The sequence below is a fragment of the Xanthobacter tagetidis genome (assembly GCF_003667445.1).
Classification (GTDB): domain Bacteria; phylum Pseudomonadota; class Alphaproteobacteria; order Rhizobiales; family Xanthobacteraceae; genus Xanthobacter; species Xanthobacter tagetidis.
In genome coordinates this window covers 36,612-60,430 of sequence record NZ_RCTF01000022.1, presented here as the reverse complement: position 1 = coordinate 60,430, position 23,819 = coordinate 36,612, and the positions used below count along the sequence as shown (strand labels likewise).

Here is a 23,819-nt window from a genome sequence, read left to right as displayed (position 1 = left end):
CTTCCGCCGGCCGCGCGCCGGCGGCCCGCCATGACCGCAGCGCCCGGCGGCGCCGGCCGTCCCGGCCGCGACGCCATGGCCATGGGCGCGGCCTATGCGGCCTTCTACCTCGCCATCGGCATCCAGCTCCCCTTCCTGCCGCTGTGGCTGACGGCGCGCGGGCTGTCGCCGCAGGAGATCGGCGTCGTCGTCGCGGCGCCGCTGGTGGCGCGCCTGTTCGCGACGCCGCTCATCGGCTTCCTGTCCGACCGCCTCGGCCGGCCCAAGGCGGTGCTCGTCACGCTCGCGCTCGCGACCTGCACCGGCATGGCGCTTTTGGCGCTGAGCCGGGATTTCCTGGTGATCGTGCTGGTGCTGGGCGCCACGGCCTTGTTCTGGAACCCGAGCTTCGCGCTGCTGGATTCCTACGCCACCCGGCTCGCCCGCGCCAAGCGGGCGGACTATGGCCGCGCCCGGCAATGGGGGTCGGCGTCCTTCATCGTCGCCAACCTGGCCGGCGGCGTCATCATCGGCGCCACCGGCCAGGACGGCATCGTGCTGATGATGCTCGCCGGCCAGCTGGTCTACCTGGCGGTGAGCACCCGCCTGCCGCCGCTGGCGCCGGCGCCCGCCCCGGTGACCGACCTCGCGGGCGTCGCCGGCGTGCCGTGGCGGCTGGTGGCCGCCATCGTCGCGGTGGCTCTGGTGCAGGCGAGCCACTCGGTGCTGTACGTGTTCGGCTCGGTGCACTGGGGGGCCATCGGCATTCCCACCACCACCATCGGCCTGCTGTGGTCGATCGGAGTGATCGCGGAGATCTTCGTGTTCCGATTCGGAACGCGGCTGATGAACCGGTTCGGCCCCCATCTTCTAATCGCGGCGGGCGGGGTCGCGGCGGTCGCGCGCTTCGGCGCGCTCGCCTTCGCGCCGCCGGAGCCGGCGCTGTTCGCGCTCCAGCTCCTGCACGGGCTGACCTTCGGCGCCACCTATCTGGGCATGGTGGAACTGATCGCCCGTTCCGTCGGCGAGCACCGCTCGGGGTCGGGGCAGGCGCTCGCCTCCTGGGCGGTGAGCCTCGCCATGTCGGGGGCGAGCCTTGCCGCAGGCCCGCTCTGGGCCGCGTTCGGCACGCAGGCCTTCCTGATGTCCGCCGGCCTCGGCCTTCTCGGCGCGCTGGTGGCGCTCGCCGCGCGGCCTCAGCCCCACAGCTCGGGGGCGGGGGGAAAGGCGAGCGCACCCTCATAGGCGAGCCCCGGCTCCCGGTCGCGGGCGAGCAGCAGCGGGCCGTCCAGGTCGACGATGCGGGCGCGCTGCGCCACCAGCATGGCCGGCGCCATGGCGAGCGAGGTCGCCAACATGCAGCCCACCATGAGGAAGAATCCCTCCCGCTCGGCCGCATCCGCCAGCGCCATGGCCTCGGTGAGGCCGCCGGCCTTGTCGAGCTTGATGTTGATGGCGTCGTAGCGGTCCCGCAGCGCCGCGAGGCCGGCGCGGTCGTGCACGCTCTCGTCGGCGCAGACCGGAACGGGGCGGGGCGCCCGCGCCAGCGCGGCGTCGTCGTCCGCCGGCAGCGGCTGCTCGATCAGCTCGACCCCGGCGGCGGCGCAGGCGTCCATCATCCGCGGCAGGATGTCCGCGGTCCAGCCCTCGTTGGCGTCCACCACCAGGCGCGCATCCGGCACCGCGGCGCGGATCGCCTTGAGGCGCCCTTCGTCACCCGGCGCGCCGAGCTTGAGCTTCAGCAGCGGCCGGCCGGCCGCGGCGGCTGCCGCCGCCATGGCCTGCGGCGTGTCGAGGCTCAGCGTGTAGCAGGTGAGGCGCGGCTGCGGCGCGGGCAGGCCGATCAGCTCGGCGACGGAGTGCCCGGCCGCCTTCGCCTCCAGGTCCCACAGCGCGCAGTCGAGCGCGTTGCGCGCCGCGCCGGCGGGCAGGCGTGCCTGGAGCCCCTGGCGGTCGAGGCCGGACGCGATCTCGCCTTCGAGTGCGGCGACCAGCGCGGCGACCCCCTCCACGCTCTCGCCATAGCGGGCATAGGGCACGCATTCCCCGCGCCCCACATGGCCGCCCGCCGCGATCTCGGCCACCACCACCGCCGCCTCCGTCTTCGACCCGCGGGCGATGGTGAAGCTGCCGCGGATGGGGAAGCGCTCGACGCGCACGGTGAGCTTCGGCCGGGCGTTAATCATAGGGGCGATTTCATGAGCCTGGGCGGCTGGGGAGGGATGCGTTCGCAGCCGCGCGTCTCGACGCAGCGCAACAGGCCGAGTATGTGCTAGGGGAGGGGGCTTGCTCAAGCGCTGGGCGATCAAGGGAGGGGCGACTTGCCCGATGCCGGCCTGATCTCGGTGCGGACCCAGGACGACCGTCTCACGGTCGCCGGGCGCGGCGCGTGGACCTTCGACCATGCCGACGACCTCGAATCGGCTGTGGATCAGACGGTTCATGACTACCGCACCCCGAAGGGCGTCGTGGAGATCGACCTCGCCGGCGTCGAGCGCATGGACACTTTCGGCGCGCTGCTGCTGGAGCGGCTGAAGCGCGCCTGGACCAAGGCCGGCGTCGAGCCGCGCGTGGTCGGCCTGTCGCAGCGCTACACCGTCCTGATGGCGGAGATCGAGCGCACCGGCCACGAGCCGCCGCCGCCGGTCCGCCGCCACGAAGCGGTGCTGGAGCGGCTCGGCCGCGAGATGGTCCATGTGGGCCAGGACGCGCTGGCGCTGCTCAACTTCGTGGGCGCGACGGTGACCGCCTTCGGGCGCGTGATGCTGCGGCCGCACACCTTCCGCTTCACGTCGATGGTGAACCAGCTCGACCGGGTCGGCTTCCGCGCCGTGCCCATCATCCTGCTCATCACCTTCCTCATCGGCTGCATCCTGGCGCAGCAGGGCATCTTCAACTTCCGCCGCTTCGGTGCCGACATCTACGTGGTCGACATGGTCGGCGTGCTGGTGCTGCGCGAACTCGGCGTGCTCATCGTCGCCATCATGATCGCCGGCCGCTCCGGATCGGCCTATACCGCCGAACTCGGCTCCATGCGCATGCGCGAGGAGATCGACGCGCTCCGGGTGATGGGCTTCGACCCCATCGAGGTGCTGGTGGTGCCGCGCCTGATGGCGCTGATCATCGCTTTGCCGCTGCTCACCTTCCTCGGGTCCATGGCGGCGATCTTCGGCGCCGGCATCGTGTCGTGGGGCTATGGCGGGATCACCCCAGAGGTGTTCCTCGACCGCCTGAAACAGGCGATCACCCTCGACCAGTTCAAGGTCGGCATGTACAAGGCGCCCTTCATGGCCGCTACCATCGGCATCGTCGCCTGCATGGAGGGCATGCGGGTGGGCGGCAGCGCGGAATCGCTCGGCGAGCACACCACCGCCTCGGTGGTGAAGGCGATCTTCCTGGTGATCGTCATGGACGGCGTGTTCGCCATGTTCTTCGCCGCGATCGACATGTGAGGCCGCATGGACGCACGTGTTGAAAGCCAAGCCCCCGTGAAGGACGCCATCATCAAGGTGCGCGACCTGGTGGTGGGGTTCGGCGACAAGCTGATCCTCAACCACCTCAATCTCAATGTGTATCGCGGCGAGATCCTGGGCTTCGTGGGCACGTCCGGCGGTGGCAAGTCGGTGCTGACGCGCACCATCCTCGGCCTCGTGCCGAAGCGTTCAGGCACCGTCGAGGTATTCGGCGAGAATCTCGACGACCTGAGCGAGAAGGAGCGTTCGGCGCTGGAGCGGCGCTGGGGCGTGCTGTTCCAGCAGGGCGCCCTGTTCTCGTCTCTGACGGTGCGACAGAATATCCAGTTTCCTCTGCGCGAGACGCTGCATTTGTCCCAGCGCCTGCTGGACGAGATCGCCTACACCAAGATCGAGATGGTGGGGCTCAAGTGCGATGTTGCCGAAAAGCTACCCTCTGAGCTTTCCGGTGGCATGATCAAGCGCGCGGCGCTCGCGCGCTCGCTCGCGCTTGATCCCGAGATTCTCTTTCTGGATGAACCGACTTCGGGCCTCGACCCGATCGGCGCGGGCGACTTCGACGAACTGATCCGGACCTTGCAGCAGACTTTGGGACTGACCGTTTTCATGGTAACGCACGATCTCGACAGCCTGCACACGGTCTGCGACCGGATCGCGGCGCTGGGCGACGGCAAGGTGATCGCCGAGGGCACGATCGAGACCATGATGGCGGCGACCCATCCCTGGCTGAAGCAGTATTTCCACGGTACCCGGGCCCGGGCGGTCCAGCAGTCCCACGGATAGATCACGGCGGGGAGAGCGGAAGGAATAGATGGAGACGCGGGCGAACTATACCGTCATCGGAGCCTTCACGCTCGCGGTCATCGCGGCGGCGTTCGGCTTCGTCTACTGGTTCGCGGGCCCTCAGGATTCCACCGCCCGCAAGCAGTACGAGATCGTCTTCGATGGCTCGGTCGCCGGCCTGCGCCAGGGCAATTCGGTGCTGTTCAACGGCATTCCGGTCGGCCAGGTGACCTATCTCGACCTCGTGCCCGGCCAGCCCGGCCAGGTGAAGGTGCGCGTCGGCATCCGCAACGACGTGCCGGTTCTCTCCGACGCCCGCGCGGGCCTCGAATCCCAGGGCCTCACGGGCATCGTCGCGGTGTCGATCCGCGGCGGCCGGCCCGACGCCCCGCCGCTGCCCATGGCCAAGGACGGCTATCCGCTCATCATCGCCGACAGCGGCGCCGGCATGAGCGGCCTGATCAACACGGCGCAGGGCGTCGCGCGCAAGATCGAGAGCGTGCTCGACGCGGTGAACCCCGATCAGGTGCGCTCCATCATCGCCAGCGTCGAGCTGTTCTCCAAGACGCTCGCCGACAAGTCCGAGGACGTGAAGAGCCTGATCGAGCAGGCGAACCAGCTCTCCACGCAGCTCAACGACATCGCCGGCAAGGTGGACAAGGTGGTGGTGAGCCTGCAGCACGCCGCCGAGGACAAGGACGGGCTGCTGTCCCAGGCCACGGACGCCGCGACCTCGGTGCGCAAGCTGGCCGAGAATCTCGACCAGCGCACCGCGCTGCTGACCCAGGAGATCAGCCGCTTCACCGGCCCGGGCCTGCGCCAGTACGAGGCGCTCGCCACCGACGGCCGGCGCACCCTGAGCGAGATCGACCGGGTTCTGAAGAGCCTGGAGCGCAATCCCCAGCGGCTACTTTACGGCGGCGGCAGCGGCGCCATTCCCCAGTACAGGCGGTGAGCGGCGCATGACCCCTTCCATGCTGACGAGACCCACCGGCCTCATGGCGAGCGCGGCGCGCATCGCTTTTGGCCTTGTGCTCGCTTTCGGTCTTGCCGCCTGCGGCGCCTCGCCGGTGCCAACCTACAACCTCACCGCGCCCGGCAGCTTCCAGGCCACGGGCGGCGGCAGCGGTCAGCTGGTGGTGGCGGTGCCGGTAGCGCTCGCGGTGCTCGACACCGACAAGATCGTGGTGGAGCCGGGCGGCGGCCAGGTGACCTACCTCTCCGACGCCCAGTGGAGCGACCGCCTGCCGGCGCTGCTCCAGGCGCGAACCATCCAGGCGTTCGAGAACGGCAGCAAGCTGAAGCGCGTGGCGCGCCCCGGCGACGGCGTTAACGCCGACTATCTCCTGGTGACGGACGTGCGCTCCTTCGGCCTGCGCATCACCCCCGAGGGACCGATGGCGGTGGTGGAACTGTCCGCCAAGCTGATCGGCGCCCAATCGGGCCGGATCCTCGCTGCCGAAGTGTTCAAGGCCCGCGTGCCGGCCGCCGGCACCTCCGGCGAGGTGGTGACGCTGGCACTCGACCAGGCGACGGACCAGGTGCTGGTGGCGCTGGTGCGCTGGGCCTCCCGCCGGTTCTGAGCGGCGCGCGACCCGCGGACGGCGCTCCCAATCGGAAGCGCACGGATTGCCGTGGCCTTCGAGGCAGAGGTCGCCCTCAATCGTGACATGAAGCTCGCGACGGCCCCGTCGTTCGCGCCCCTTCTCCCGCTTGCGGGGGAGGGCGGGTGGGGGCGGCCCGCAGATGGGGCGTGCCGTGCACCGGAGGCCGCGCCGGGAAAGCCGCGCCTGGTCGTGCCCCCTCCCAGCCCTCCCCCGCAAGCGGGAGAGGGCTTCGGCACCGCCTGGGTCGCGGCCTCTTGCTGTCATGACCCGGCTCTCTGCCCGCTGTCCGCTTGTCGGCCGGGAGCGGGCAGCGCTGCGTCTCAGATGCCGACCTTCGCGAGCTGGGCGTAGACCTCGTCGGCCCAGGTGCGCAGGTCCATGAGGCCGGCATAAGCGGACCAGATCTCGATGCCGAACTTCTCGGCGAGGTCGTTCTCGGTGGACGCCAGCGCGTCTTCCACCGGCGTGAAGGTGCGCTCCAGATGGGGCCACAGCTCGGAGGAGCAGCGCGGGATGGTGATGAAGTGCAGGTTCCGCCCCGTGGCCGCCTTCTGGATGCGCGCCATGGACTGGCCCTCGAAGGTCCCGCCCACCTCGTTCTGCACGATGATGACGTTGGCCACAGGCAGCGCCCCGCCGACCACCACGTCCTCGATCAGGGTCGCGACGTTCTCGATGGAATGGGTCTCGGGCTTGGTGATGACCAACAGGTCGATCTCGGGCGAATTGCGCTGCTGCATGATGTAGGCGACGCGCCGGTGGTGCGCCCACTGCACCAGCTGCGGCACCACGTTCGCCCCCATGTCGAGCACCGCGCCGCCGGTCAGAAGCAGCCCGCCGAAGCGGTCCCAATAGCGCAGCGGCGCGTTGGCGTCGTTCTCGGTCTTGCTGGAGGCGAGCGAGGAGCCGATCCCCAGCTCCAGCACCCGCGAGGGGAAGAACTTGCCGATCTTGGAATGGCCGGTGCCGTCGGTGAAGTCCGCGGCGACGAGCTTGTAGGCCAGCTCCCGCTTCCTAAGCGCGGAATAGACCATTTGGGCGAGGGTCGTCTTGCCCTGACCGCCCGCATAGGCGGCGCAGATATAGGTTTTCATGAAGGCGGGGCTCCCGCTGGCCGGTGGGATGTCGGCCGCCGGAGCGCCGACGGCAGGCCTCGAACACAGACGACGCCGCCGCAAAAGTCAATATCTTCAAGGTCCGGGACGCAGTGGTCCGCGCCTGGAGCGGATGCGGCGAAGCCTTTGGGCAACGGTCGGTTTTGCAACGCACCATGCCGAAACGCCGTGGCGGCGTGGAGGCAAAAAAATACCGGAGCCGGGCAGGAAGGGTCCGGTTGGGACCCTCGCTGCGCGGCTCCGGCGGCGCGCCGTGGCGGCGGGGCGACGGGGGCGGTCGCTCCCGTCAGTCCAGGCGGCCCGAGAGATGGGCGAGCATGGTGTAGACCTTGCCGGTGTCGGAGGTGAGGTAGGTGCGGGTCAGCGCCGCGCCGCGCTCGTCCTCGGACACCTCGTCGAGCACGCTCTCGAACTCGGTCACGTAGCGGTCGACCACGCCGCGGAAGTCGGCGTCGGAGCGGTACTTGCGGCGCAGCTCCTCGAACGTCTGCTGCCCCTGCGCGGTGTAGAGGCGGCGGGTGAAGGTGCCGCGTTCGCCGCGCTGCTGGCGGTCCCAGGCGTCCGCCGCGGCGCGGTGGTCCACCATGCGGGCGATGTCCGCCGCGAGGCTGTCGAGCGGCGAGGCGTCGGCGGCGCGCGGGCCGCGGGCGGCCGGGCGCTGGGGCGCGGCGTCGTCCTCGTCGAGGTCGTCGCTGGCGCGGGCGAGCAGGTCGTTGAGCCAGCCGTCCCGTTCCTCGCCGGTCTCGCGGCGGGCCGCCGGCCGCTGGGCCGGCGCGTCCTGGCTTTCCGGCCGGCGCTGCGGCGCAGACGGGCGGCGGGCCGGCTCGGCCGGGGCGGTGTCGCGGGCCCGGGCCACGGCGTCGCGGGCGGCGGTGCTGCGGGCGATGCCCTGCACCACGGTGCGGGCATCCTGCTCCACCAAGTCGAGCGCCTGGCCCTGGCGGGCGACGATCTCGTTCAGCTCGGCGAGCGCCTTGATCTGCTCGGCGACGGCGCGGCGCATGGTGGCGGCGCTGGCCTCGGTCTCGGAAGGCAGCTCCAGGATGCCGCGCTTCATCTCCTCGCGGGCCAGCTCGATCGCCTTCTGCACGTCCTCGGCGGCCTGCTTGAGGTCCGAGGCGACGGCGGTGAAGCGCCCGCCGCTCTCGGCGAACAGGCGGTTCACGTCGGCGAGCGCGCTGGCGTGGACCTCGCGCAGGGCCTCGGCGGTGCGCTCGCGCTCGGCTTCCGCGGCCTCGCGCACCTGCTCGAACTGGCTCTCGATGCTGCGCGCCGAGCCGCTGGCGGATTCCGACACCAGGCCGGTGATCTGCCGCGCCCGCTCCTGTGCGTTGCGGAACGTCTCCTCCAGCATGGTGTGGAAGTTCTGCAGGCGGCTGTCGATGTCGGCGATGCGCCGGGCGATGGTGGTGGACACTTCCTCGATGGCCGAGCGGCGCGCGTTCAGCGTCGCGTCGATGCGGTCGTGGGTGGCGCCGAGCGCCTGCGAGGCCTCGGCCATGAAGCGGCTCTGCTGCTCGAAGCGGTCGGTGAGGCCGGCGATCTCGGAGAGGGCGCCCTGCGAGAGGTCCTTCAGCGAGCGCACCTGGCCGTCGAAGCGCGAGGCGGTGGTCTCGGCGGTGAGGCCGATGCCGGTCACGGTGGTGTTGAACGCCTCGACCTGCTTGGAGAAGGTGCTCGAGAAGTGGCCGAGGTTGCCGACCGCGCTCGACATGGCGCTCTGGAACGTCGAGTTGGCCTCGCCAAGGCGCTCGATGATGGACTGCACGTCGCCCTTGAGCGAGGTGTTGGTGGCGGTGATCTCGGCCACCGCGCGGTGGCTGGTGCGCTCCAGCGCCAGCAGGAACGTGCCGTTCTTGTCGTCGATGAGGTGGGCGATCTCGGTGAGGCGCGTGCCGAGCGCCTCGGCCACCTTCTCGGCGTGGGTGGTGAGAGACTGGCCGACATTCTCGGACAGCTGGGAGAGCGAGCGCTCCACCTGCACGGCCTCGCCGCGCAGCTGCGAGGTGACGCCCTCGATCCGGTTGGTGAGCACGTCCGCCATGGCGGTGCCGCGCACCTCGATGGAGGTGGCGACGCCCTCCAGGCGGCCGAGCACCAGCTCCTCGATGCGGTTGACCCGGCCGTCGAGCACGGAGGCGATCTCCTGAGCGCGGCTGCCGATGGAGCGGTGCACGTTCTCGGCCCGGTCCATGAGCACCTCGCCCAGCGCCTTGCCGCGGCTGGCGAAGAAGGTCTCCAACTGCTCCAGCGACTTGTCGACCGCCTCGGTAGCGCCGCGCGTGCCGTCGGCGATGGTGCGCGAGAACGTCACCGTGCGGGTGGCGAGCGTCTCGGTCAGGCTCTGGGCCCGCTGGTCCAGGGTCTGCTCGATGCGCGCGATGCGCTGGTCCATGGTGCTCGCCACCGTGGAGGTGGTGGTGGCGAGGCGCTCGTCGAGGGTGGAGACGGCGACGCGCAGGTTCTCGTTCACCGAGTTCACCCGGTGGGTGATCTGGTCCACCAGTTCGGGCGCATGGACGCGCACCGTGGTGTCGAAGCTCTTCACGCCCTCCTGCATGGCGCGGGCGAGGTTCGAGCCGTCGTGGTGGATACGGTCGGCCAGCTCGTTGCCGCGCACGGTGATGGTCTCTTCCATCGCCTTCAGGCGGGAGGTGAGCATCTCCTTGATCGCGTCGCCCTTGTTGCCGATGGTCGCCACCAGCATGTCGGCGGTCTCGCGGAAGGCGTCCGTCACCTTCGAGCCGCGGGTGCCGATGGCCTTGGTGACCTCGCCGGCCACCAGGGACAGGCGCTCGGTCATGTCGGCGCCGGCATTGGTGAGGGAGGAGGCGATCTCGTCGCCCTTCTCCATCAGCGCCGCCGTCACCTGGCCGCCGGAGCGGTCGAGCGAGGAGGCGATCTTCTCGCCGGTGTCCTGGAGCCGCTGCTGGAGCGACTCGCCGCGCACCGCCACCGCCTCGTAGATGCGGTTGCCGGTGGTCTCGATGCGGTCGGCGAGATCCGAGCCGTTGACGGAAAGGGTTTCCGCCACGCGCTCGCCGGTCTCGGCGATCCGGCGCACCATGTCGCCGCCGCGGGTGGAGAAGTCGAGCACCCAGGCATCGCCCATCTCGCGCATGGCGGCGTTCACGTCCGCCACCCGGTCGCCGATGTCCTCCGACAGTCGCGCGGTGTGGTCGTTGAGCGTGTCCGAGATGCCGTGCTTCAGGCGGTCGATGTTGACGTTGACGTCGTCGCCCCAGGTGGAGATCAGCGCCGCCACGTCCGTGGTGGTGCCGAGCAGGTTGTTGGCGACGTCGTCGGTGCGCTCCTTCAGGAGGCGGATCAGGTCGTCGCCGGACTGGGCGAGGTCCTGGCGGATGTCGGTGCCGGTGATCTGGAGCCGGTCGATCAGCTCGCTGCCCTTGGCGGTGAGGTTGTCGATCATGCTGTCGCCGACGCGGGCGAGGGCGCCCGTGATGTGCTCGCCCTTCTGCGCGAGGATGTCGGTGACGCGGTCGGACGCCTCCAGCATGGTGGCGTTGATGCGGGCCGCCACGTCCTTGACCTCGCTGGAGAGGATCGCCTCGGCGCTGGTGATGTTCTCGCGCAGGCTGTCGGTTTCCTCCTTGATGATCTGGCGCTCGGTCTGCAGTTCCTCGATCAGGGTGCGGATGCGCACCTCGTTCTGCTCATAGGCGCGCTCCAGGATCGAGACCTCGGCGCGCACCAGGCTCTCAAGCTCGGTGGCGCGCGCCACGGCGCGCTCGATGCCGTCGCCCATGGCGGCAACCTCGCGGCGCACCGCCTGGCCGACCGTGACCACGGACTCCGTCGCGATCGCCTCCGGCTGGGCGAGGCGCAGCGCCACCTCGGTCATGGAGCGGGCGATGCTCTGCAGTTCGCGCGAGCGGCGGATGATGCTCGCCATGGCGAAGAAGGCGATGGGCGGCAGGACGATGCCGGCGAAGATCGCCAGCACCGCCGGCGAGGTGCCGAGCGACTGCACGCCGCCGGAGTCCGCCATCAGCCCGCGGTGATAGACCAGAGCGAATGCCGCGCCGAGGATGATCCAGCCGAGCGAGGCGCCTGCGGCCCACCAATAGGGCGTCGCGGAGCCGCGGCGCTGGAGCTGGCCCACCAGCTGCCCGACCGTCTGCCGGTCGTCGTTGGCGGCGCGCCCGGCCACATCGAGACGCGGGCGGCCGGGACCCTGGCGGCCCTCGGGACGGCGCGGTTCGGGGCGGCCTTCCGGCTGCTCGGGGCGTCCTTCGCCCCGCGGCGCATCATCGGCGCGCGCCATGCGGCGCGGGCGGCCCTCGCGGCCTTGCGGAAAGGGGCGCTCCATCGGGCGTTCGCCGGCCACCGGCTCGGCCCGGCGCTCGATCTGATGAACCGGCTCGGGCGGCGCCCGCTCGGCCGGTGCGGGCGGCTGCTCGGCCGCGTCCAGCTCCAGCGTGAGAGCCTCCTGGATCGCCGAGAGCGCCGCCTCCGTCGGATCCTGGATCTTCTTCGGGTTCTTCATGTCGCTGTCGCCTTTGTCGCCGGGAGTGGTACGGAGATACAAACGTTCCGCCCCGCCGCCGATGCTTCGTGCCGTCCTCTTCCGCGCTCCGGGAGGATGCGGAATTGGTTTACCATGCCTTATCTTAGCCCCACCTCCGTAGGGAATGAACCGGCCGTGCCACGATTATGAAGATATCGTTAACGGTGCGGGCCGAGCACTGGCGCGGCCCGGCGCGGGAGGCTATAGGGCGCACTTCCCCACCGCGGCAGTGTCGGCGCCCCCCGAGCGCGACGGCGTCCGCAGGCAGGCACAGGGCGAGATCGGCATGGTCGCCATCACTTTCATCGAGTTCAACGGAACGGTCCACAAGGTGGAGGCCCTGGACGGGGCCACCGCCATGGAGGCGGCGGTGCGCAACGGCGTGCCCGGCATCGATGCCGAATGCGGCGGCGCCTGCGCCTGCGCCACCTGCCACGTCTATGTGGACGAGGCCTGGCGCGCGAAGGTGGGCGAGCCCTCCCCGATGGAGGAAGACATGCTCGACTTCGCCTCCGAGGTGGCGCCCAACTCGCGCCTGTCCTGCCAGATCAAGCTCACGCCCGCCCTCGACGGCCTGGTGCTGCGCCTGCCGGAGCGGCAGGGCTGAGCGCCGCCTCGAACCGCCGTCGCCCTCCGGCTTGACCGGAAGGCCCATGGACGGTTGCCGCTATCCCCGAGCCGGGGCGTGGATGCTCCGGTCAAGCTGGAGCATGACGGCGGTGAGGGGATGCCGTGGTGCTTGAGCCCGGACCTCTCCGTCTCTCCGCCGTCGCCCTCCGGCTTGACCGGAGGGCCCATGGACGGTTGCCGCTATCCCCGAGCCGGGGCGTGGATGCTCCGGTCAAGCTGGAGCATGACGGCGGGATGCTGGATGGCGCGGCGTGAACCAGCGGCGGGGCTGCGCTCCCGCTGCGGCACCGCGGTCAGCTTTCCTTTACCGATCGGCCGTCACAATATCGCCGGGGCCGGTTAGGATAAGCCATGGCGACCGTCACTGACATTGCCGAGAGACCTGCAGCCGTGATGCCCGGCGCCGCGAAGCCGCCCACCATACTCGTGTTCGATTCCGGGCTCGGCGGGCTGTCGGTGTTCCGCGAGATCGCCCGCGCGCGGCCCGACGCCACCTTCGTCTATGCCGCCGACGATGCCGGCTTCCCCTATGGCGACCTCACCGAGCGCGCGCTGGTGGCGCGGGTGGACGAGGTGATGGACCGCCTGATCGGCGCGCTGCGCCCCGACCTTGCGGTGATCGCCTGCAACACCGCCTCCACCGCTGCGCTGCCGAGCCTGCGCGCGCGCCATGCCATTCCCTTCGTCGGCACGGTGCCGGCGGTGAAGCCGGCCTGCGCCGCCTCGCGCTCGCGCCGGGTGAGCATCCTCGCCACGCCCGGAACGGTGAAGCGCGACTACACCTTCGAACTGGTGCGCACCTTCGCCGACGGCTGCGCCGTCGACCTGGTGCCGAGCCCGCACCTTGCCGCGCTGGCCGAGGCGGTCCTCTCCGGCGCGGCCGTCGACGACGGCGAGATCGCCGCCGAGATCGCGCCCTGCTTCGTGGACCAGGGCGGCCGCGCCACCGATACGGTGGTGCTCGCCTGCACGCACTACCCGCTGATCGCCGACCGTTTGGCGCGCCTTGCGCCGTGGCTGGTGTCCTGGATCGATCCGGCGCCCGCCATCGCCCGCCGCGTGGTCTCGCTCATCGGTCCGGCGCCGCAGCACATGGACGATCCCGAGCCGGTTCGCCTGGTCTCCACCGGGCGCCCTCTGGACGAGCGGCGCATCGGCGCCATCATCGGCCGCCCGGTCGCGGCGCCCGACCTCCTGGAGACGCCGCTCGGCGTCTTGAGTTGAAACCGCGAGCTGAAAGGGGGAGCCATGGCTCATGACTCTTCGAACCATTCCGCGCGCGGCGTTTCCGGCCTGCTGAGCCGGCGCGCCTTCACTCTGGGACTGGCCGGCGCGGGCGCGGCGCTGCCGCTGCTCGCGGCGCCGTCCGCCTTTGCCCAGTCGGCGGCCCAGCCGTTCGATGCCTGGGTGCGCCGCTTCCGCGCCCGCGCCAAGGACCGCGGCATCTCGGACGAGGTCTATGACCGCGTCTTCAACGGCCTGAAGCCCGATACCCGCGTCTATGCGCAGGACCAGGCGCAGCCGGAATTCACCGAGGAGGTCTGGCAGTATCTCAACCGCCGCGTCTCCGACTGGCGCATCGAGCGCGGGCGCCAGCGGTGCAAGGAATATTCCAGCCTGTTCGATCGCATCGAGCGCGACTTCGGCGTCGAGCGCTCCGTCATGCTCGGCTATTGGGGCATGGAAAGCGCCTATGGCGACATCCTGAGCAATGTGAACGCCATGCCGCCGGTGTTCCCGAGCCTCGCGGCGCTGGCCTGGGGCGAGCCGCGCCGGCGCAAATACTGGGAGACCGAGCTGCTCAACGCGCTGGTGATCGTCCAGCGCGGCTGGGGCACGCCGGCGCAGATGAACGGGTCGTGGGCGGGCGCCATGGGCCACACCCAGTGGATGCCCGAGGTGTGGCTCAACATGGGCGTCGACTATGACGGCGACGGGCGCATCTCGCCCTTCGGGCCGCCGGACGACGCCCTCGCCGGCACCGCCAACTACCTGGTGAAGCGCGGCAAGTACCGGCGCGGCGAGCCCTGGGGCTTCGAGGCGCGGCTGCCCATGGGCTTCGACACCAATCTTGCCGACAACAAGACCCGCCGCGCGCTGAGCGACTGGAGCCAGATGGGGCTCGCCTCCATCGACGGGCAGTCGCTCGCCGGCCTGCCGGATCCGGCGCGGCTGTGGCTGCCGGGCGGCCCGGGCGGGCCGGCGTTGATGCTGCTGCACAACTTCTATGCGGTGCGGTCCTACAATCCGTCGTCGAACTACGCCCTCGCCGTGGTGCACCTCGGCGACCGGGTGATGGGCTATGAGGGCTTCCGCACCCCCTGGCCGGGCGGCGAGCGGGCGCTCACCCTCTCGGAGATCCAGGAGATCCAGCGCCGCCTCACCGCGCTCGGCTTCGATACGGGCGGAACCGATGGTCGGGTCGGCACGATGACCCAGCGGGCCGTGCGCGCCTTCCAGCAGAAGGCCGGCATTTCGCCGGCGGACGGCTATGCCGGGCTCGTGGTGCTGAACACCCTGCGCCGGGGCACGTGAACCCGGCGGCGCGGGGTCGCCGTCTTTGGCTCGGCGCGTGGGCGATCAGCCCCAGGTTGAGCGGAAGTTGCGGTAGAGCTTGCCGGCGGCCTCGCGGAACACCGGCATCTTCTCCCGCGTGGCCGCCTCCAGCAGCTTCTGGCCCTCGGGACCGGTGATGGCTTCCAGGGCGCAGCGATACTCGATGATCTCGCCCCATTCGGGCACCGTCGCCTCGGTCAGCTCCACATGGTACTGGATGCCGAAGGCCCGCTCGCCCACCTGGAGCGCCTGGATCGGGCAGTGGGCGTTCTCGGCCAGAATCTTGGCCCCTTCGGGCAATTCCAGCACCGCCGCGCCGTGCCATTGCAACGTCGGGAACGTCCCGTCGAGCCCCTGGAACAGCGGCGACGCCGCGCCATCGGAAGTCAGGCTAACGTCGGTTACGCCCACCTCGGGCTTCGCCATGAGCCCGACCTTGCCGCCCAGCGCGTCGGCGAGCAATTGATGCCCAAGGCAAACACCGAGATAGGGGCGGCCGGTCGCCATCCAGTCGCGGATCGCCTGCTTCTCGGCCACGAGCCAGGGATGCTCCTCCTCCTGCCAGACGTCCATGGGGCCGCCGAACACCATCAGGGCGTCGTAGCCTTCGAGCGGCGGGATTTTTTCGCCCTCGTCCAGCTCCACCGCGTCCCAGGTGACACCGTCGGCGCGCATGAGGTCGCGGAAGCTGCCGGGGTGCTCGGCGGCGACGTGCTGGAAGACGAGGACTTTCAAGGAACGCCTCCGGAACGGGGAAGGGGATCGACTGGTCCCCGGATACTGGGGGCGGGGACCATCAGGATGCAAGAATATTTCTTGACAGTGAAACATTCGAGCCATGAATGAATGCGCCTGCCGGCTGAAAAAGGCCGCCGGCATTGACTCCGCGCGCTGGCGCGACTAAGAGCGCCAGACCTTGCGGGCCGCCTTCGGCCCGTTCGGCGTTTCACGCACCCGTGGCATCGCAAGGCAGCGCGCCGGGCGAGCCTGTCGGCGGGAAGGGGAGGGACCTTTTGTCCGGACCTTTGCCGCAGAGGAGGGGCGCGATCCCAACCCACTGAAGAACATCAAGGATCCGCGTTACATGAGCAAGCGCATTGCGGCCAAGCACAAGATCGATCGCCGTATGGGCGAGAACATCTGGGGCCGCCCGAAGAGCCCCGTCAATCGCCGCGAGTACGGCCCCGGCCAGCACGGCCAGCGCCGCAAGGGCAAGCTGTCCGACTTCGGCGTGCAGCTGCGCGCCAAGCAGAAGCTCAAGGGCTATTACGGCTCGATCGGCGAGAAGCAGTTCCACCGCATCTATGTGGAAGCCGCCCGCCTGAAGGGCGACACCGGCGCCAACCTGATCGGCCTTTTGGAGCGCCGCCTCGACGCGGTGGTCTACCGCGCCAAGTTCGTGCCCACCATCTTCGCCGCCCGCCAGTTCGTCTCCCACGGCCACGTGAAGGTGAACGGCAAGCGGGTCAACATCCCGTCCTACCTCGTGAAGGTCGGCGACGTGATCGAGGTGAAGGAAGCCTCCCGCCAGATGCTCCTGGTGCTTGAGGCCCAGCAGCTCGCCGAGCGCGACGTGCCCGACTACATCGAGCTGGACAGCCACAAGCTGAGCGCCAAGTTCGCCCGCATCCCGGAGCTGAACGAAGTGCCCTACCCGGTGCAGATGGAGCCGAACCTGGTGGTCGAGTACTACTCGCGCTGACCGGTTTCAGCCTCTGGAATCAAGAAGGCCGCCCTTTCGGGCGGCCTTTTTCTTTGGTGCCGTATCCGGTGCCTTAAGGCGGCGCGGGCGCCGGACCCGCGGCCTCAGCCGGCCGCCTTCACCTCGGCGGCGGCCGCGGCGAGGAACTCGTCCATGCTGCGGCGGATCTGGTGTTCGGAGACCTCCACGCCCTTTGCGTCGAAGTCGGCGCGCAGCTTGCGGATCACGTCCTCGTCGCCGGCCTCCTCCAGATCGGCGATCACGACGGACTTGGCATATTCCTGGGCGTCCTCGCCGGCGAGGCCGAGCTTCTCGGCGGCCCAGAGACCGAGCTTCTTGTTGCGGCGGGCGAGCGCCTTGAAGCGGGACTCCTCGTCCAGGGCGAAGCGCTTCTCGAACCCTTCCTCGCGCTTGTCGAACGTGGTCATGGCAGTCCTCTTCCTGACGTTTGCGTGACCTGATCCCGGCTCGTGCGGCGCACGGCGCGAGGCGGCTCTTGCATAGTGCGGGGCACGGACTAGATCAACGGTGGAAGACGCAGCGGCATGCCGCGGATGGTCGCTCCCCCGATCCGGCCGCCGCCGCCGCTGCGCGACGCGCCGGGGCCAACGTCCTGCGGCGCCTGGTGAAGTGCCTGCCGAGCGGCCGCGTTGTATCGCGGCGCGTGATCGGCTAGTGTCCTGACGGGTGTGGTGCGCGTCCGCCTCCATGCCCCGCCGAGGAGCGTCACCCGAACGGAGCCTTGGCAACAATGGATTTCCTCAAGTCACGGTATACCCCCATGAGCCGCCGCCGCCGAATCTACGAAGGCAAGGCGAAGGTCCTCTATGAAGGCCCCGAGCCCGGCACCCTGATCCAGCACTTCAAGGACGATGCCACGGCCTTCAACGCCAAGAAGCATGAAGTGATCGATGGCAAGGGGGTGCTCAACAACCGGATTTCGGAGTACATCTTCTCCCGGTTGAACGACATCGGCGTGCCGACCCACTTCATCCGCCGCCTGAACATGCGCGAGCAGCTGATCCGGGAAGTGGAGATCATTCCCCTCGAGATCGTGATCCGCAACGTGGCGGCCGGCTCGCTCTCCACCCGCCTCGGCATCGAGGAGGGCACCCAGCTCCCGCGCTCGATCATCGAGTTCTATTACAAGAACGACGCGCTGAACGATCCGCTGGTCTCGGAAGAGCACATCACCGCCTTCGGCTGGGCCACCACCCAGGAGATCGACGACATCATCGCGCTGGCGATCCGCGTGAACGACTTCCTGTCCGGCCTCTTCCTCGGCGTCGGCATCCGCCTCATCGACTTCAAGATGGAGTGCGGCCGCCTGTGGGAGAACGACATGATGCGGATCGTGGTGGCCGATGAGATCAGCCCCGATTCGTGCCGTCTCTGGGACATCAAGTCGAACGACAAGATGGACAAGGACCGCTTCCGCCGCGACATGGGCGGCCTCGTCGAGGCCTATTCCGAGGTCGCGCGCCGGCTCGGCATCCTGATGGAGAACGACCCGACCCAGGGCAAGGGGCCGGTCCTCGTCAAGTGAGGCCGCCACCCGGTTGAGCGCTGCGCCGGAAAAGTGCTAGCGAGTTGCCGGCCGGGAAAGATCGAGCACGACGGGGGCCGGTGCGGCCCCCGTTTTGCGTTGCAGCATTCCTTGAGGCGGGCGGCGGGGCAGCCCCCCGGTCGGCAAGCGGAGCGACAGGTGCCATGAAGGTTGTCATGAAGGCGAGGGTGCCATGAAGGCCCGAGTGATCGTCACCCTGAAGTCGGCGGTGCTCGACCCGCAGGGCAAGGCCATCGAGGGCGCGCTGCGCTCGCTGGGCGTCTCGGGCGTGCAGAGCGTGCGGCAGGGCAAGGTGTTCGACGTGGAACTGGCGGGCAACGACCGCGCCAGCGCCGAGGGCGCCCTCAAGGAAGCCTGCGACAAGCTGCTCGCGAACACCGTGATCGAGACCTACAAGGTCGAGTTCGCGGAGTGATGTGATATCCTTGCGTGACGCGGCCAGGGGAATGCCGCCGAGAGGGCGCGATGGCCGAGGTCACCAACGAGCTTCTTTATGAGGTTCTGAAGCCGATCCAGCGCGAGGTGTCTCTCCTGCGCGAGGGGCAGGCGCAGGCCCGTGAAGAGATGATTGCCCGGCGCAGCCACGTGCACGCCATCCAGCAGGACGTGAACAACATCTACGGAATCCTCGCGCGCCACGACGCGCGTCTCGACCGCATCGAACGCAGGCTCGACCTCGTCGGCACCCACTGAGAGACCATGAAACCAGCCGTCATCCTCTTCCCCGGCTCCAACCGCGAGCAGGACGCCGTGCGCGCGCTCAAGATCGTCGGCGGCGCCAAGCCGCAGGTGGTCTGGCATGCCGACCACGAACTGCCGCAGGGCACCGACCTCGTGGTGCTGCCCGGCGGCTTCTCCTATGGCGACTATCTGCGCTGCGGCGCCATCGCCGCGCGCGCCAACATCATGGATGCTGTGCGCGCCCATGCCGCCAAAGGCGGCCTGGTGCTGGGCATCTGCAACGGCTTCCAGATCCTGTGTGAGGCCGGCCTGCTGCCGGGCGTGCTGGTGCGCAATGCCCGGCTGCGGTTCGTGTGCCGCGAGGTGCTGCTGCGCGTGGAGCGCGCCGACACGCCTTTCACCAAGGCCTATCGCAAGGGCGACCTGATCCGCATCCCCGTCGCCCACGGCGAAGGCAATTACACGGCGGACGAAGCCACCATCGCCCGGCTGGAGAGCGAGGGACGCGTCGCGTTCCGCTATGCCCGCCGCGACGGACAGATCGACGAGACGGACGGCCCGAACGGCGCCATCAACGGCATCGCCGGCATCTATTCCGAAAAGTTCAACGTGCTCGGCATGATGCCCCACCCGGAGAACTACATCGAGGCCGAGATCGGCCCCACCGACGGCCGCGGCCTGTTCGAGAGCCTCGCCGGCGCCCTCAAGGCAGCGTGACCCATCGGCTTGAATATGTGTACACGGATGTGTACCTATGGAATTCGAGTGGGACGAGGGGAAGCGGGTCGAGAACCTGCGCAAGCATAAGGTCGATTTCGGCCTTGCCGTCGAGATATTTGAAGGCCCTCATGTCGAAGCCCAAGACACACGCTTCCCCTACGAAGAAGAGCGCTTCCTTGCGATCGGAGCGTTCGAGGGTCAGCATTACGTCGTCGCATTCACGTGGCGCTCCGGCATCCGCCGCGTCATCTCCGCCTGGCGTGTCGGCCCCAGCGGAGCCAAGCGATATCAGAAGGTGCTCGCTGGAGGAGCTGCGCGCCATGCGCGCCCGCGGTGAGGTGTTCGAGACCGCCTCCGACGCGCCGACCTACGAACTGCCCGACGGCTTCTGGGACAATGCCCGCGTGGTGTTCCCCGAGCCTCCCGGAAAGACCTCGGTCCACCTGCGGCTGGACAGCGACGTGCTCGACTGGTTCAAGGCCCAGGGAAAGGGCCACCTCACGCGCATGAATGCCATCCTGCGCGCCTATTATGACGCCCATCGCGCCAAGTGATGCCTCGTGATGCCTCACCGCAGCGACACGGCCGGGAAACGAATAACGTGAACCTCATCCCCAACACGCCCCGCATCACCCCCGAACTGGTGGCCGAGCACGGCCTCAAGCCGGAGGAGTACGAGCACTTCCTCAAGCTGATCGGCCGCGAGCCCTCGATCACCGAGCTGGGCATCGTCTCGGCGATGTGGAACGAGCACTGCTCCTACAAGTCCTCGAAGGTGTGGCTGCGCACCCTGCCCACCAAGGGCAAACGGGTGATCCAGGGGCCGGGCGAGAATGCCGGCGTTGTGGACATCGGCGACGGCCTCGCCGTGGTATTCAAGATGGAGAGCCACAACCACCCGTCCTTCATCGAGCCCTACCAGGGCGCAGGGACTGGGGTCGGCGGCATCCTGCGCGACGTGTTCACCATGGGCGCGCGGCCGATCGCGGCGCTCGACTTCCTGCGCTTCGGCGACTGCCATCATCCGAAGACCCGGCGCCTGCTGGCGGGCGTGGTGGCGGGCATCGGCGGCTACGGCAATTCGTTCGGCGTGCCCACGGTGGGCGGCTCGGTCGGCTTCCACAAGCGCTACAACGGCAACATCCTGGTCAACGCCATGGCGGTCGGCCTCGCCAAGACCGACGAGATCTTCTACGCGGCGGCGACTGGCGTCGGCCGGGCCATCGTCTATCTCGGCTCGAAGACCGGGCGCGACGGCATCCATGGCGCCACCATGGCCTCCAACGAGTTCGGCGCCGATGCCGAGGAGAAGCGCCCGACCGTGCAGGTGGGCGATCCCTTCGCCGAGAAGCTGCTGCTGGAGGCCTGCCTCGAAATCATGAAGGCGGGTTGCGTCGTGGCGATCCAGGACATGGGCGCCGCCGGCCTCACCTGCTCGGCGGTGGAGATGGGCGCCAAGGGCAATCTCGGCGTCGAGCTGGACCTCGACAAGGTGCCGTGCCGCGAGGCCGGCATGAGCGCCTACGAGATGATGCTCTCCGAAAGCCAGGAGCGCATGCTCATGGTGATCGCCGACGGCAAGGAGGAAGAAGCCGAGGCGATCTTCCGCAAATGGGGGCTCGACTTCGCCATCGTCGGCCACACCACCGACACCCTGCGCTTCGTGGTGAAGCACAAGGGACTGGTGGAAGCCGACCTGCCGATCAAGGAACTGGGCGACGAGGCGCCGGAGTATCGCCGGCCCTACGAGGAGCCCAAGCCGCGCCCGGTGATCGCGCCGGAGGACGTGCGCACCTCCTCCTCGGTGGCCGACGCGCTGGAGCGCCTCATCGCCTCGCCGGACCTGTGCTCCAAGCGCTGGGTGTGGGAGCAGTACGACCACCTCATCCTCGGCAACACCGTGCAGCGCCCGGGCGGCGACGCCGGTGTGGTGCGGGTGGAGGACGGGCCGAAGGCGCTCGCCTTCACCACCGACGTCACGCCGCGCTATTGCGAGGCAGATCCGTTCGAGGGCGGCAAGCAGGCGGTGGCCGAGGCCTGGCGCAATCTCACCGCGGTGGGCGCGCTGCCGATCGCCGTGACCGACAACCTGAACTTTGGCAATCCCGAAAAGCCCGAGATCATGGGCCAGTTCGTGGGCTGCGTGAAAGGCATCGGCGCGGCCTGCGAGGCGCTCGATTTCCCGGTCGTCTCGGGCAACGTCAGCCTCTACAACGAGACCAACGGCCAGGCGATCCTGCCCACCCCCACCATCGGCGGCGTGGGCCTGATCGAGGACATGCACAAGACCGCCACGCTCGGCTTCAAGGCGGCCGGCGAGCCGGTCCTGCTGATCGGCAAGACGGTGGGCTGGCTCGGCGCCAGCAAGTTCCTCTCCACCATCTGCGAGCGGGAGGAGGGGGCGCCCCCGCCGGTGGACCTTCTGGCCGAGAAGCGCAATGGCGACTTCGTGCGGTCGCTGATCCTGGACGGCATCGCCACGGCGGTGCACGACATCTCCGACGGCGGCCTGCTGGTCGCGCTGGCCGAGATGGCGATGGCCGGGCGCATCGGCGCCTCGCTGGAAGCGCCGCCGGCGGGCATGGATCCGTTCGCCTGGTGGTTCGGCGAGGACCAGGCGCGCTACATCGTCACCGTGCCGAGCGGCCATACGGCCGAGATCGCGCGCAAGGCGGAGGCGCTGGGCGTGCCGCTGGCCAAGATCGGCAAGACCGGCGGCGACAAGCTTGCAATCCCCGATGACCGGGCCATCATGGTCGAATCCCTGCGCGACCGGCACGAGACGTGGCTGCCCATCTATATGGGCGCCTCCTGAGGCCAGATTTCGAGGACAGCCTGATGCCCATGCACCCGCGAGAGATCGAGCAGCTCATCAAGGAGGCGCTGCCCGACGCCACCGTGGTGATCGAGGACCTCGCGGGCGACGGCGACCACTATGCCGCGCGCATCGTCTCCGAGGCGTTCCGCGGCAAGAGCCGGGTGCAGCAGCACCAGATGGTCTATGCGGCCCTGAAGGGGAACATGGGCGGCGTGCTGCACGCGCTCGCGCTGCAGACCAGCGTCCCCGAGACGCCCTGACCGGTGCGCAGGCAGACCGGCGGCGCACCTGCATTCAATTTGGACGTGACTGCGCTCTTGCGCTGATCGACCCTCGGCTGGCCGTTCTTTCACCAGCCGAAGGAAAAACCCATGCGTTCCGCGCGCTTCCTCGCCTTTGCCCTGATCGCAGCCCTTGCGTCGGGCGCTGCCGCGGCCCAGTCGCCCAATGGGGTGGTGACGCTCTCGCCGCCGGGCGCGATCAAGCCGACCGGCACCTGGAATCTCGGCACGAAAGCCGGCGATTTCGTTTTCGTGGCCGGCATGCGCGGCATCGACCCCGCCACCAACCAGCTGGTTGCCGGCGACGAGGCGCGCGTGCGCCAGGCGTTCCTGAACATGAAGACGATCGCCGAATCGGGCGGGGCGACCCTGCAGGATGCGACCCGGCTCGTGGTCTACGTCACCGACATGTTCCGCTACCGGCCCATCGTGAACAAGGTGCAGGAGGAATTGTGGGGCAAGCCGCCTTACCCGCCGCGCACCATCATCGAGGTGGATCGCCTCAACCAGGACGACATCGTCGAAGTGGAGGGCACCTTCTACGCGCCGGCGAAGAAGTAGCGGCGCGGCTCAGGAGCTGAAGCGTTGCTGATATTTTTGGCAGCGCCGGCTCCGGGCTGCCGGGACGGCGCCATCTTGCACTTTCGCTTCGGGCGGCCGATCTTTACACCGACGGTTGCCGCCTGGCGGCCACGAATTGCGGAAGCGAGAACATGAGCGCGCACGATTTTATCGATCAGGAAGTCAAGAGCAGCGACGTGGTGCTGTTCATGAAGGGCACCCCCCAGTTCCCGCAGTGCGGCTTCTCGGGGCAGGTGGTGCAGATCCTCGACCACGTGGGCGTGCCCTTCAAGGGCATCAACGTGCTCCAGTCGGACGAACTGCGCCAGGGCATCAAGGAATATGCCAACTGGCCGACCATTCCCCAGCTCTACGTGAAGGGCGAGTTCGTGGGCGGCTGCGACATCGTCCGCGAGATGTTCCAGGCGGGCGAACTGGTCCCGTTCCTGGAAGAGAAGGGCGTCGCCCTCGGGGACCGCGCCGTTGGCTGAGGCCTCCACCGCGCCAACCCTTGCGCTCAAGATCGCGATCACGCTCGGCATCCTCGCCGATGCGGCGATCGTGGTGCTGCTGATCGCCATTTCCGGCTTCGTCTTCGGCGGGCCGGAAGGGGCGCGGGGCGAGGCGTCGGCGGTGGCGGGCTGGGGCATCAGCCTTGCGGTGTGCGTGCTTTCGCCGCTGCTCGGCCTGGTGATGTGGCGGCGCGGCCGGCGCGACCTCGCGCTCGCCATGGCCTGGCTGCCGCCGCTCGCGATCCTCGTCGGGGCCGTGGTGGCGCGCTGAGGGAGACGGCGCGTCAAGCGAAGCAGCCTGCAAGC

General features: G+C 69.2%; 25 protein-coding genes. 20 read left to right on the top strand and 5 right to left on the bottom strand.

Annotation, left to right across the window (positions count from 1 at the left end; genetic code table 11):
- Window positions 1–30 precede the first annotated feature (30 nt).
- Window positions 31–1,224, top strand: coding sequence for an MFS transporter (locus tag D9R14_RS20315; protein WP_121625186.1), 1,194 nt, complete (start codon window positions 31–33; stop codon window positions 1,222–1,224).
- Here the strand turns inward: D9R14_RS20315 and dgcA are convergent.
- Window positions 1,176–2,165 carry an N-acetyl-D-Glu racemase DgcA gene (dgcA, locus tag D9R14_RS20310; protein ID WP_121625185.1) on the bottom strand — a complete coding sequence of 330 codons (990 nt, stop codon included), beginning with the start codon at window positions 2,163–2,165 and terminating at the stop codon, window positions 1,176–1,178. The two genes, D9R14_RS20315 and dgcA, sit on opposite strands and share 49 nt — an antisense overlap.
- A gap of 135 nt (window positions 2,166–2,300) precedes the next feature.
- On the opposite strand from dgcA, the gene D9R14_RS20305 reads away from it, so the two are divergent.
- From D9R14_RS20305 to D9R14_RS20290, 4 genes are read left to right on the top strand one after another with little or no spacing between them, the layout of a single operon-like run.
- Window positions 2,301–3,431 carry an ABC transporter permease gene (locus tag D9R14_RS20305; RefSeq protein ID WP_121625184.1) on the top strand — a complete coding sequence of 377 codons (1,131 nt, stop codon included), beginning with the start codon at window positions 2,301–2,303 and terminating at the stop codon, window positions 3,429–3,431.
- 6 nt (window positions 3,432–3,437) lie between these two features.
- Entirely contained in the window at window positions 3,438–4,235 is a 798-nt protein-coding gene (locus D9R14_RS20300; protein ID WP_121625183.1) for an ABC transporter ATP-binding protein, read from the top strand.
- Between the two features lie 28 nt (window positions 4,236–4,263).
- Window positions 4,264–5,190, top strand: coding sequence for an MlaD family protein (locus tag D9R14_RS20295; RefSeq protein WP_121625182.1), 927 nt, complete (start codon window positions 4,264–4,266; stop codon window positions 5,188–5,190).
- Between the two features lie 19 nt (window positions 5,191–5,209).
- Window positions 5,210–5,818: an ABC-type transport auxiliary lipoprotein family protein gene (locus tag D9R14_RS20290; protein ID WP_245420916.1), complete on the top strand. Its 609-nt coding sequence runs from the start codon at window positions 5,210–5,212 to the stop codon at window positions 5,816–5,818.
- Between the two features lie 344 nt (window positions 5,819–6,162).
- Here the strand turns inward: D9R14_RS20290 and D9R14_RS20285 are convergent, their stop codons facing one another.
- Both D9R14_RS20285 and D9R14_RS20280 read right to left on the bottom strand, forming a co-directional pair.
- A complete protein-coding gene (locus D9R14_RS20285; protein WP_121625180.1) occupies window positions 6,163–6,936 on the bottom strand; it encodes a hypothetical protein in 774 nt (257 codons plus the stop codon).
- 307 nt (window positions 6,937–7,243) lie between these two features.
- The gene (locus D9R14_RS20280; protein WP_121625179.1) at window positions 7,244–11,464 is read right to left on the bottom strand and encodes an apolipoprotein A-IV repeat region-like domain-containing protein; all 4,221 of its coding nucleotides are present in this window, start codon (window positions 11,462–11,464) and stop codon (window positions 7,244–7,246) included.
- A gap of 307 nt (window positions 11,465–11,771) precedes the next feature.
- Here D9R14_RS20280 and D9R14_RS20275 point away from each other — a divergent pair, with 307 nt between their 5' ends.
- From D9R14_RS20275 to D9R14_RS20265, 3 genes are all read left to right on the top strand, one after another.
- Window positions 11,772–12,092, top strand: coding sequence for a 2Fe-2S iron-sulfur cluster-binding protein (locus tag D9R14_RS20275; protein WP_121625221.1), 321 nt, complete (start codon window positions 11,772–11,774; stop codon window positions 12,090–12,092).
- 416 nt (window positions 12,093–12,508) lie between these two features.
- Complete coding sequence (murI, locus tag D9R14_RS20270) at window positions 12,509–13,339, top strand: glutamate racemase (protein WP_121625178.1); 831 nt, start codon at window positions 12,509–12,511, stop codon at window positions 13,337–13,339.
- Between the two features lie 24 nt (window positions 13,340–13,363).
- Window positions 13,364–14,650 (top strand): lytic murein transglycosylase, encoded by a 1,287-nt coding sequence (locus tag D9R14_RS20265; protein ID WP_121625177.1) that lies wholly within the window; start codon window positions 13,364–13,366, stop codon window positions 14,648–14,650.
- Window positions 14,651–14,695: 45 nt separating this feature from the next.
- Here D9R14_RS20265 and D9R14_RS20260 read toward each other — a convergent pair whose 3' ends face one another.
- Complete coding sequence (locus tag D9R14_RS20260) at window positions 14,696–15,406, bottom strand: type 1 glutamine amidotransferase (protein WP_245420915.1); 711 nt, start codon at window positions 15,404–15,406, stop codon at window positions 14,696–14,698.
- Between the two features lie 349 nt (window positions 15,407–15,755).
- Between D9R14_RS20260 and rpsD the strand changes: the two genes are divergently transcribed.
- On the top strand, window positions 15,756–16,373 hold the full coding sequence (rpsD, locus tag D9R14_RS20255; RefSeq protein WP_121625176.1) for a 30S ribosomal protein S4: 618 nt from the start codon (window positions 15,756–15,758) through the stop codon (window positions 16,371–16,373).
- A gap of 104 nt (window positions 16,374–16,477) precedes the next feature.
- Here rpsD and D9R14_RS20250 read toward each other — a convergent pair whose 3' ends face one another.
- Complete coding sequence (locus D9R14_RS20250) at window positions 16,478–16,801, bottom strand: DUF1476 domain-containing protein (protein ID WP_121625175.1); 324 nt, start codon at window positions 16,799–16,801, stop codon at window positions 16,478–16,480.
- Window positions 16,802–17,124: 323 nt separating this feature from the next.
- Here D9R14_RS20250 and purC point away from each other — a divergent pair, with 323 nt between their 5' ends.
- From purC to D9R14_RS20195, 11 genes are all read left to right on the top strand, one after another.
- A complete protein-coding gene (gene purC / locus D9R14_RS20245) occupies window positions 17,125–17,919 on the top strand; it encodes a phosphoribosylaminoimidazolesuccinocarboxamide synthase (protein ID WP_121625174.1) in 795 nt (264 codons plus the stop codon).
- A 193-nt stretch (window positions 17,920–18,112) separates the two neighbouring features.
- Window positions 18,113–18,355: a phosphoribosylformylglycinamidine synthase subunit PurS gene (gene purS / locus D9R14_RS20240; protein ID WP_121625173.1), complete on the top strand. Its 243-nt coding sequence runs from the start codon at window positions 18,113–18,115 to the stop codon at window positions 18,353–18,355.
- 50 nt (window positions 18,356–18,405) lie between these two features.
- The gene (locus D9R14_RS20235) at window positions 18,406–18,633 is read left to right on the top strand and encodes a hypothetical protein (RefSeq protein ID WP_121625172.1); all 228 of its coding nucleotides are present in this window, start codon (window positions 18,406–18,408) and stop codon (window positions 18,631–18,633) included.
- Between the two features lie 6 nt (window positions 18,634–18,639).
- Complete coding sequence (purQ, locus tag D9R14_RS20230) at window positions 18,640–19,338, top strand: phosphoribosylformylglycinamidine synthase subunit PurQ (protein ID WP_121625171.1); 699 nt, start codon at window positions 18,640–18,642, stop codon at window positions 19,336–19,338.
- 37 nt (window positions 19,339–19,375) lie between these two features.
- The gene (locus D9R14_RS20225; protein ID WP_121625170.1) at window positions 19,376–19,678 is read left to right on the top strand and encodes a BrnT family toxin; all 303 of its coding nucleotides are present in this window, start codon (window positions 19,376–19,378) and stop codon (window positions 19,676–19,678) included.
- Window positions 19,662–19,895 carry a BrnA antitoxin family protein gene (locus D9R14_RS20220; protein WP_121625169.1) on the top strand — a complete coding sequence of 78 codons (234 nt, stop codon included), beginning with the start codon at window positions 19,662–19,664 and terminating at the stop codon, window positions 19,893–19,895. Before D9R14_RS20225 ends, D9R14_RS20220 begins: the two co-directional genes overlap by 17 nt.
- The gene (purL, locus tag D9R14_RS20215) at window positions 19,895–22,156 is read left to right on the top strand and encodes a phosphoribosylformylglycinamidine synthase subunit PurL (RefSeq protein WP_121625168.1); all 2,262 of its coding nucleotides are present in this window, start codon (window positions 19,895–19,897) and stop codon (window positions 22,154–22,156) included. Before D9R14_RS20220 ends, purL begins: the two co-directional genes overlap by 1 nt.
- 23 nt (window positions 22,157–22,179) lie before the next feature.
- The gene (locus D9R14_RS20210) at window positions 22,180–22,419 is read left to right on the top strand and encodes a BolA family protein (protein WP_121625167.1); all 240 of its coding nucleotides are present in this window, start codon (window positions 22,180–22,182) and stop codon (window positions 22,417–22,419) included.
- Between the two features lie 111 nt (window positions 22,420–22,530).
- Window positions 22,531–23,001 (top strand): RidA family protein, encoded by a 471-nt coding sequence (locus tag D9R14_RS20205; protein ID WP_121625166.1) that lies wholly within the window; start codon window positions 22,531–22,533, stop codon window positions 22,999–23,001.
- Window positions 23,002–23,153: 152 nt separating this feature from the next.
- Window positions 23,154–23,492 carry a Grx4 family monothiol glutaredoxin gene (grxD, locus tag D9R14_RS20200; RefSeq protein WP_121625165.1) on the top strand — a complete coding sequence of 113 codons (339 nt, stop codon included), beginning with the start codon at window positions 23,154–23,156 and terminating at the stop codon, window positions 23,490–23,492.
- Window positions 23,485–23,784, top strand: coding sequence for a hypothetical protein (locus D9R14_RS20195; protein ID WP_121625164.1), 300 nt, complete (start codon window positions 23,485–23,487; stop codon window positions 23,782–23,784). The genes grxD and D9R14_RS20195 overlap by 8 nt, the downstream gene beginning before the upstream one ends.
- Window positions 23,785–23,819 lie beyond the last annotated feature (35 nt).

Bases quoted from the DNA above. Each gene is read 5' to 3' on its own strand.
- D9R14_RS20315 (WP_121625186.1), top strand. From the start codon at position 31: ATGACCGCAGCGCCCGGCGGCGCCGGCCGTCCCGGCCGCGACGCCATG.
- dgcA (WP_121625185.1), bottom strand. From the start codon at position 2,165: ATGATTAACGCCCGGCCGAAGCTCACCGTGCGCGTCGAGCGCTTCCCC.
- D9R14_RS20300 (WP_121625183.1), top strand. From the start codon at position 3,438: ATGGACGCACGTGTTGAAAGCCAAGCCCCCGTGAAGGACGCCATCATC.
- D9R14_RS20295 (WP_121625182.1), top strand. From the start codon at position 4,264: ATGGAGACGCGGGCGAACTATACCGTCATCGGAGCCTTCACGCTCGCG.
- D9R14_RS20290 (WP_245420916.1), top strand. From the start codon at position 5,210: ATGCTGACGAGACCCACCGGCCTCATGGCGAGCGCGGCGCGCATCGCT.
- D9R14_RS20285 (WP_121625180.1), bottom strand. From the start codon at position 6,936: ATGAAAACCTATATCTGCGCCGCCTATGCGGGCGGTCAGGGCAAGACG.
- D9R14_RS20280 (WP_121625179.1), bottom strand. From the start codon at position 11,464: ATGAAGAACCCGAAGAAGATCCAGGATCCGACGGAGGCGGCGCTCTCG.
- D9R14_RS20275 (WP_121625221.1), top strand. From the start codon at position 11,772: ATGGTCGCCATCACTTTCATCGAGTTCAACGGAACGGTCCACAAGGTG.
- murI (WP_121625178.1), top strand. From the start codon at position 12,509: ATGCCCGGCGCCGCGAAGCCGCCCACCATACTCGTGTTCGATTCCGGG.
- D9R14_RS20265 (WP_121625177.1), top strand. From the start codon at position 13,364: ATGGCTCATGACTCTTCGAACCATTCCGCGCGCGGCGTTTCCGGCCTG.
- rpsD (WP_121625176.1), top strand. From the start codon at position 15,756: ATGAGCAAGCGCATTGCGGCCAAGCACAAGATCGATCGCCGTATGGGC.
- D9R14_RS20250 (WP_121625175.1), bottom strand. From the start codon at position 16,801: ATGACCACGTTCGACAAGCGCGAGGAAGGGTTCGAGAAGCGCTTCGCC.
- purC (WP_121625174.1), top strand. From the start codon at position 17,125: ATGGATTTCCTCAAGTCACGGTATACCCCCATGAGCCGCCGCCGCCGA.
- purS (WP_121625173.1), top strand. From the start codon at position 18,113: ATGAAGGCCCGAGTGATCGTCACCCTGAAGTCGGCGGTGCTCGACCCG.
- D9R14_RS20235 (WP_121625172.1), top strand. From the start codon at position 18,406: ATGGCCGAGGTCACCAACGAGCTTCTTTATGAGGTTCTGAAGCCGATC.
- purQ (WP_121625171.1), top strand. From the start codon at position 18,640: ATGAAACCAGCCGTCATCCTCTTCCCCGGCTCCAACCGCGAGCAGGAC.
- D9R14_RS20225 (WP_121625170.1), top strand. From the start codon at position 19,376: ATGGAATTCGAGTGGGACGAGGGGAAGCGGGTCGAGAACCTGCGCAAG.
- D9R14_RS20220 (WP_121625169.1), top strand. From the start codon at position 19,662: ATGCGCGCCCGCGGTGAGGTGTTCGAGACCGCCTCCGACGCGCCGACC.
- purL (WP_121625168.1), top strand. From the start codon at position 19,895: ATGCCTCGTGATGCCTCACCGCAGCGACACGGCCGGGAAACGAATAAC.
- D9R14_RS20210 (WP_121625167.1), top strand. From the start codon at position 22,180: ATGCCCATGCACCCGCGAGAGATCGAGCAGCTCATCAAGGAGGCGCTG.
- D9R14_RS20205 (WP_121625166.1), top strand. From the start codon at position 22,531: ATGCGTTCCGCGCGCTTCCTCGCCTTTGCCCTGATCGCAGCCCTTGCG.
- grxD (WP_121625165.1), top strand. From the start codon at position 23,154: ATGAGCGCGCACGATTTTATCGATCAGGAAGTCAAGAGCAGCGACGTG.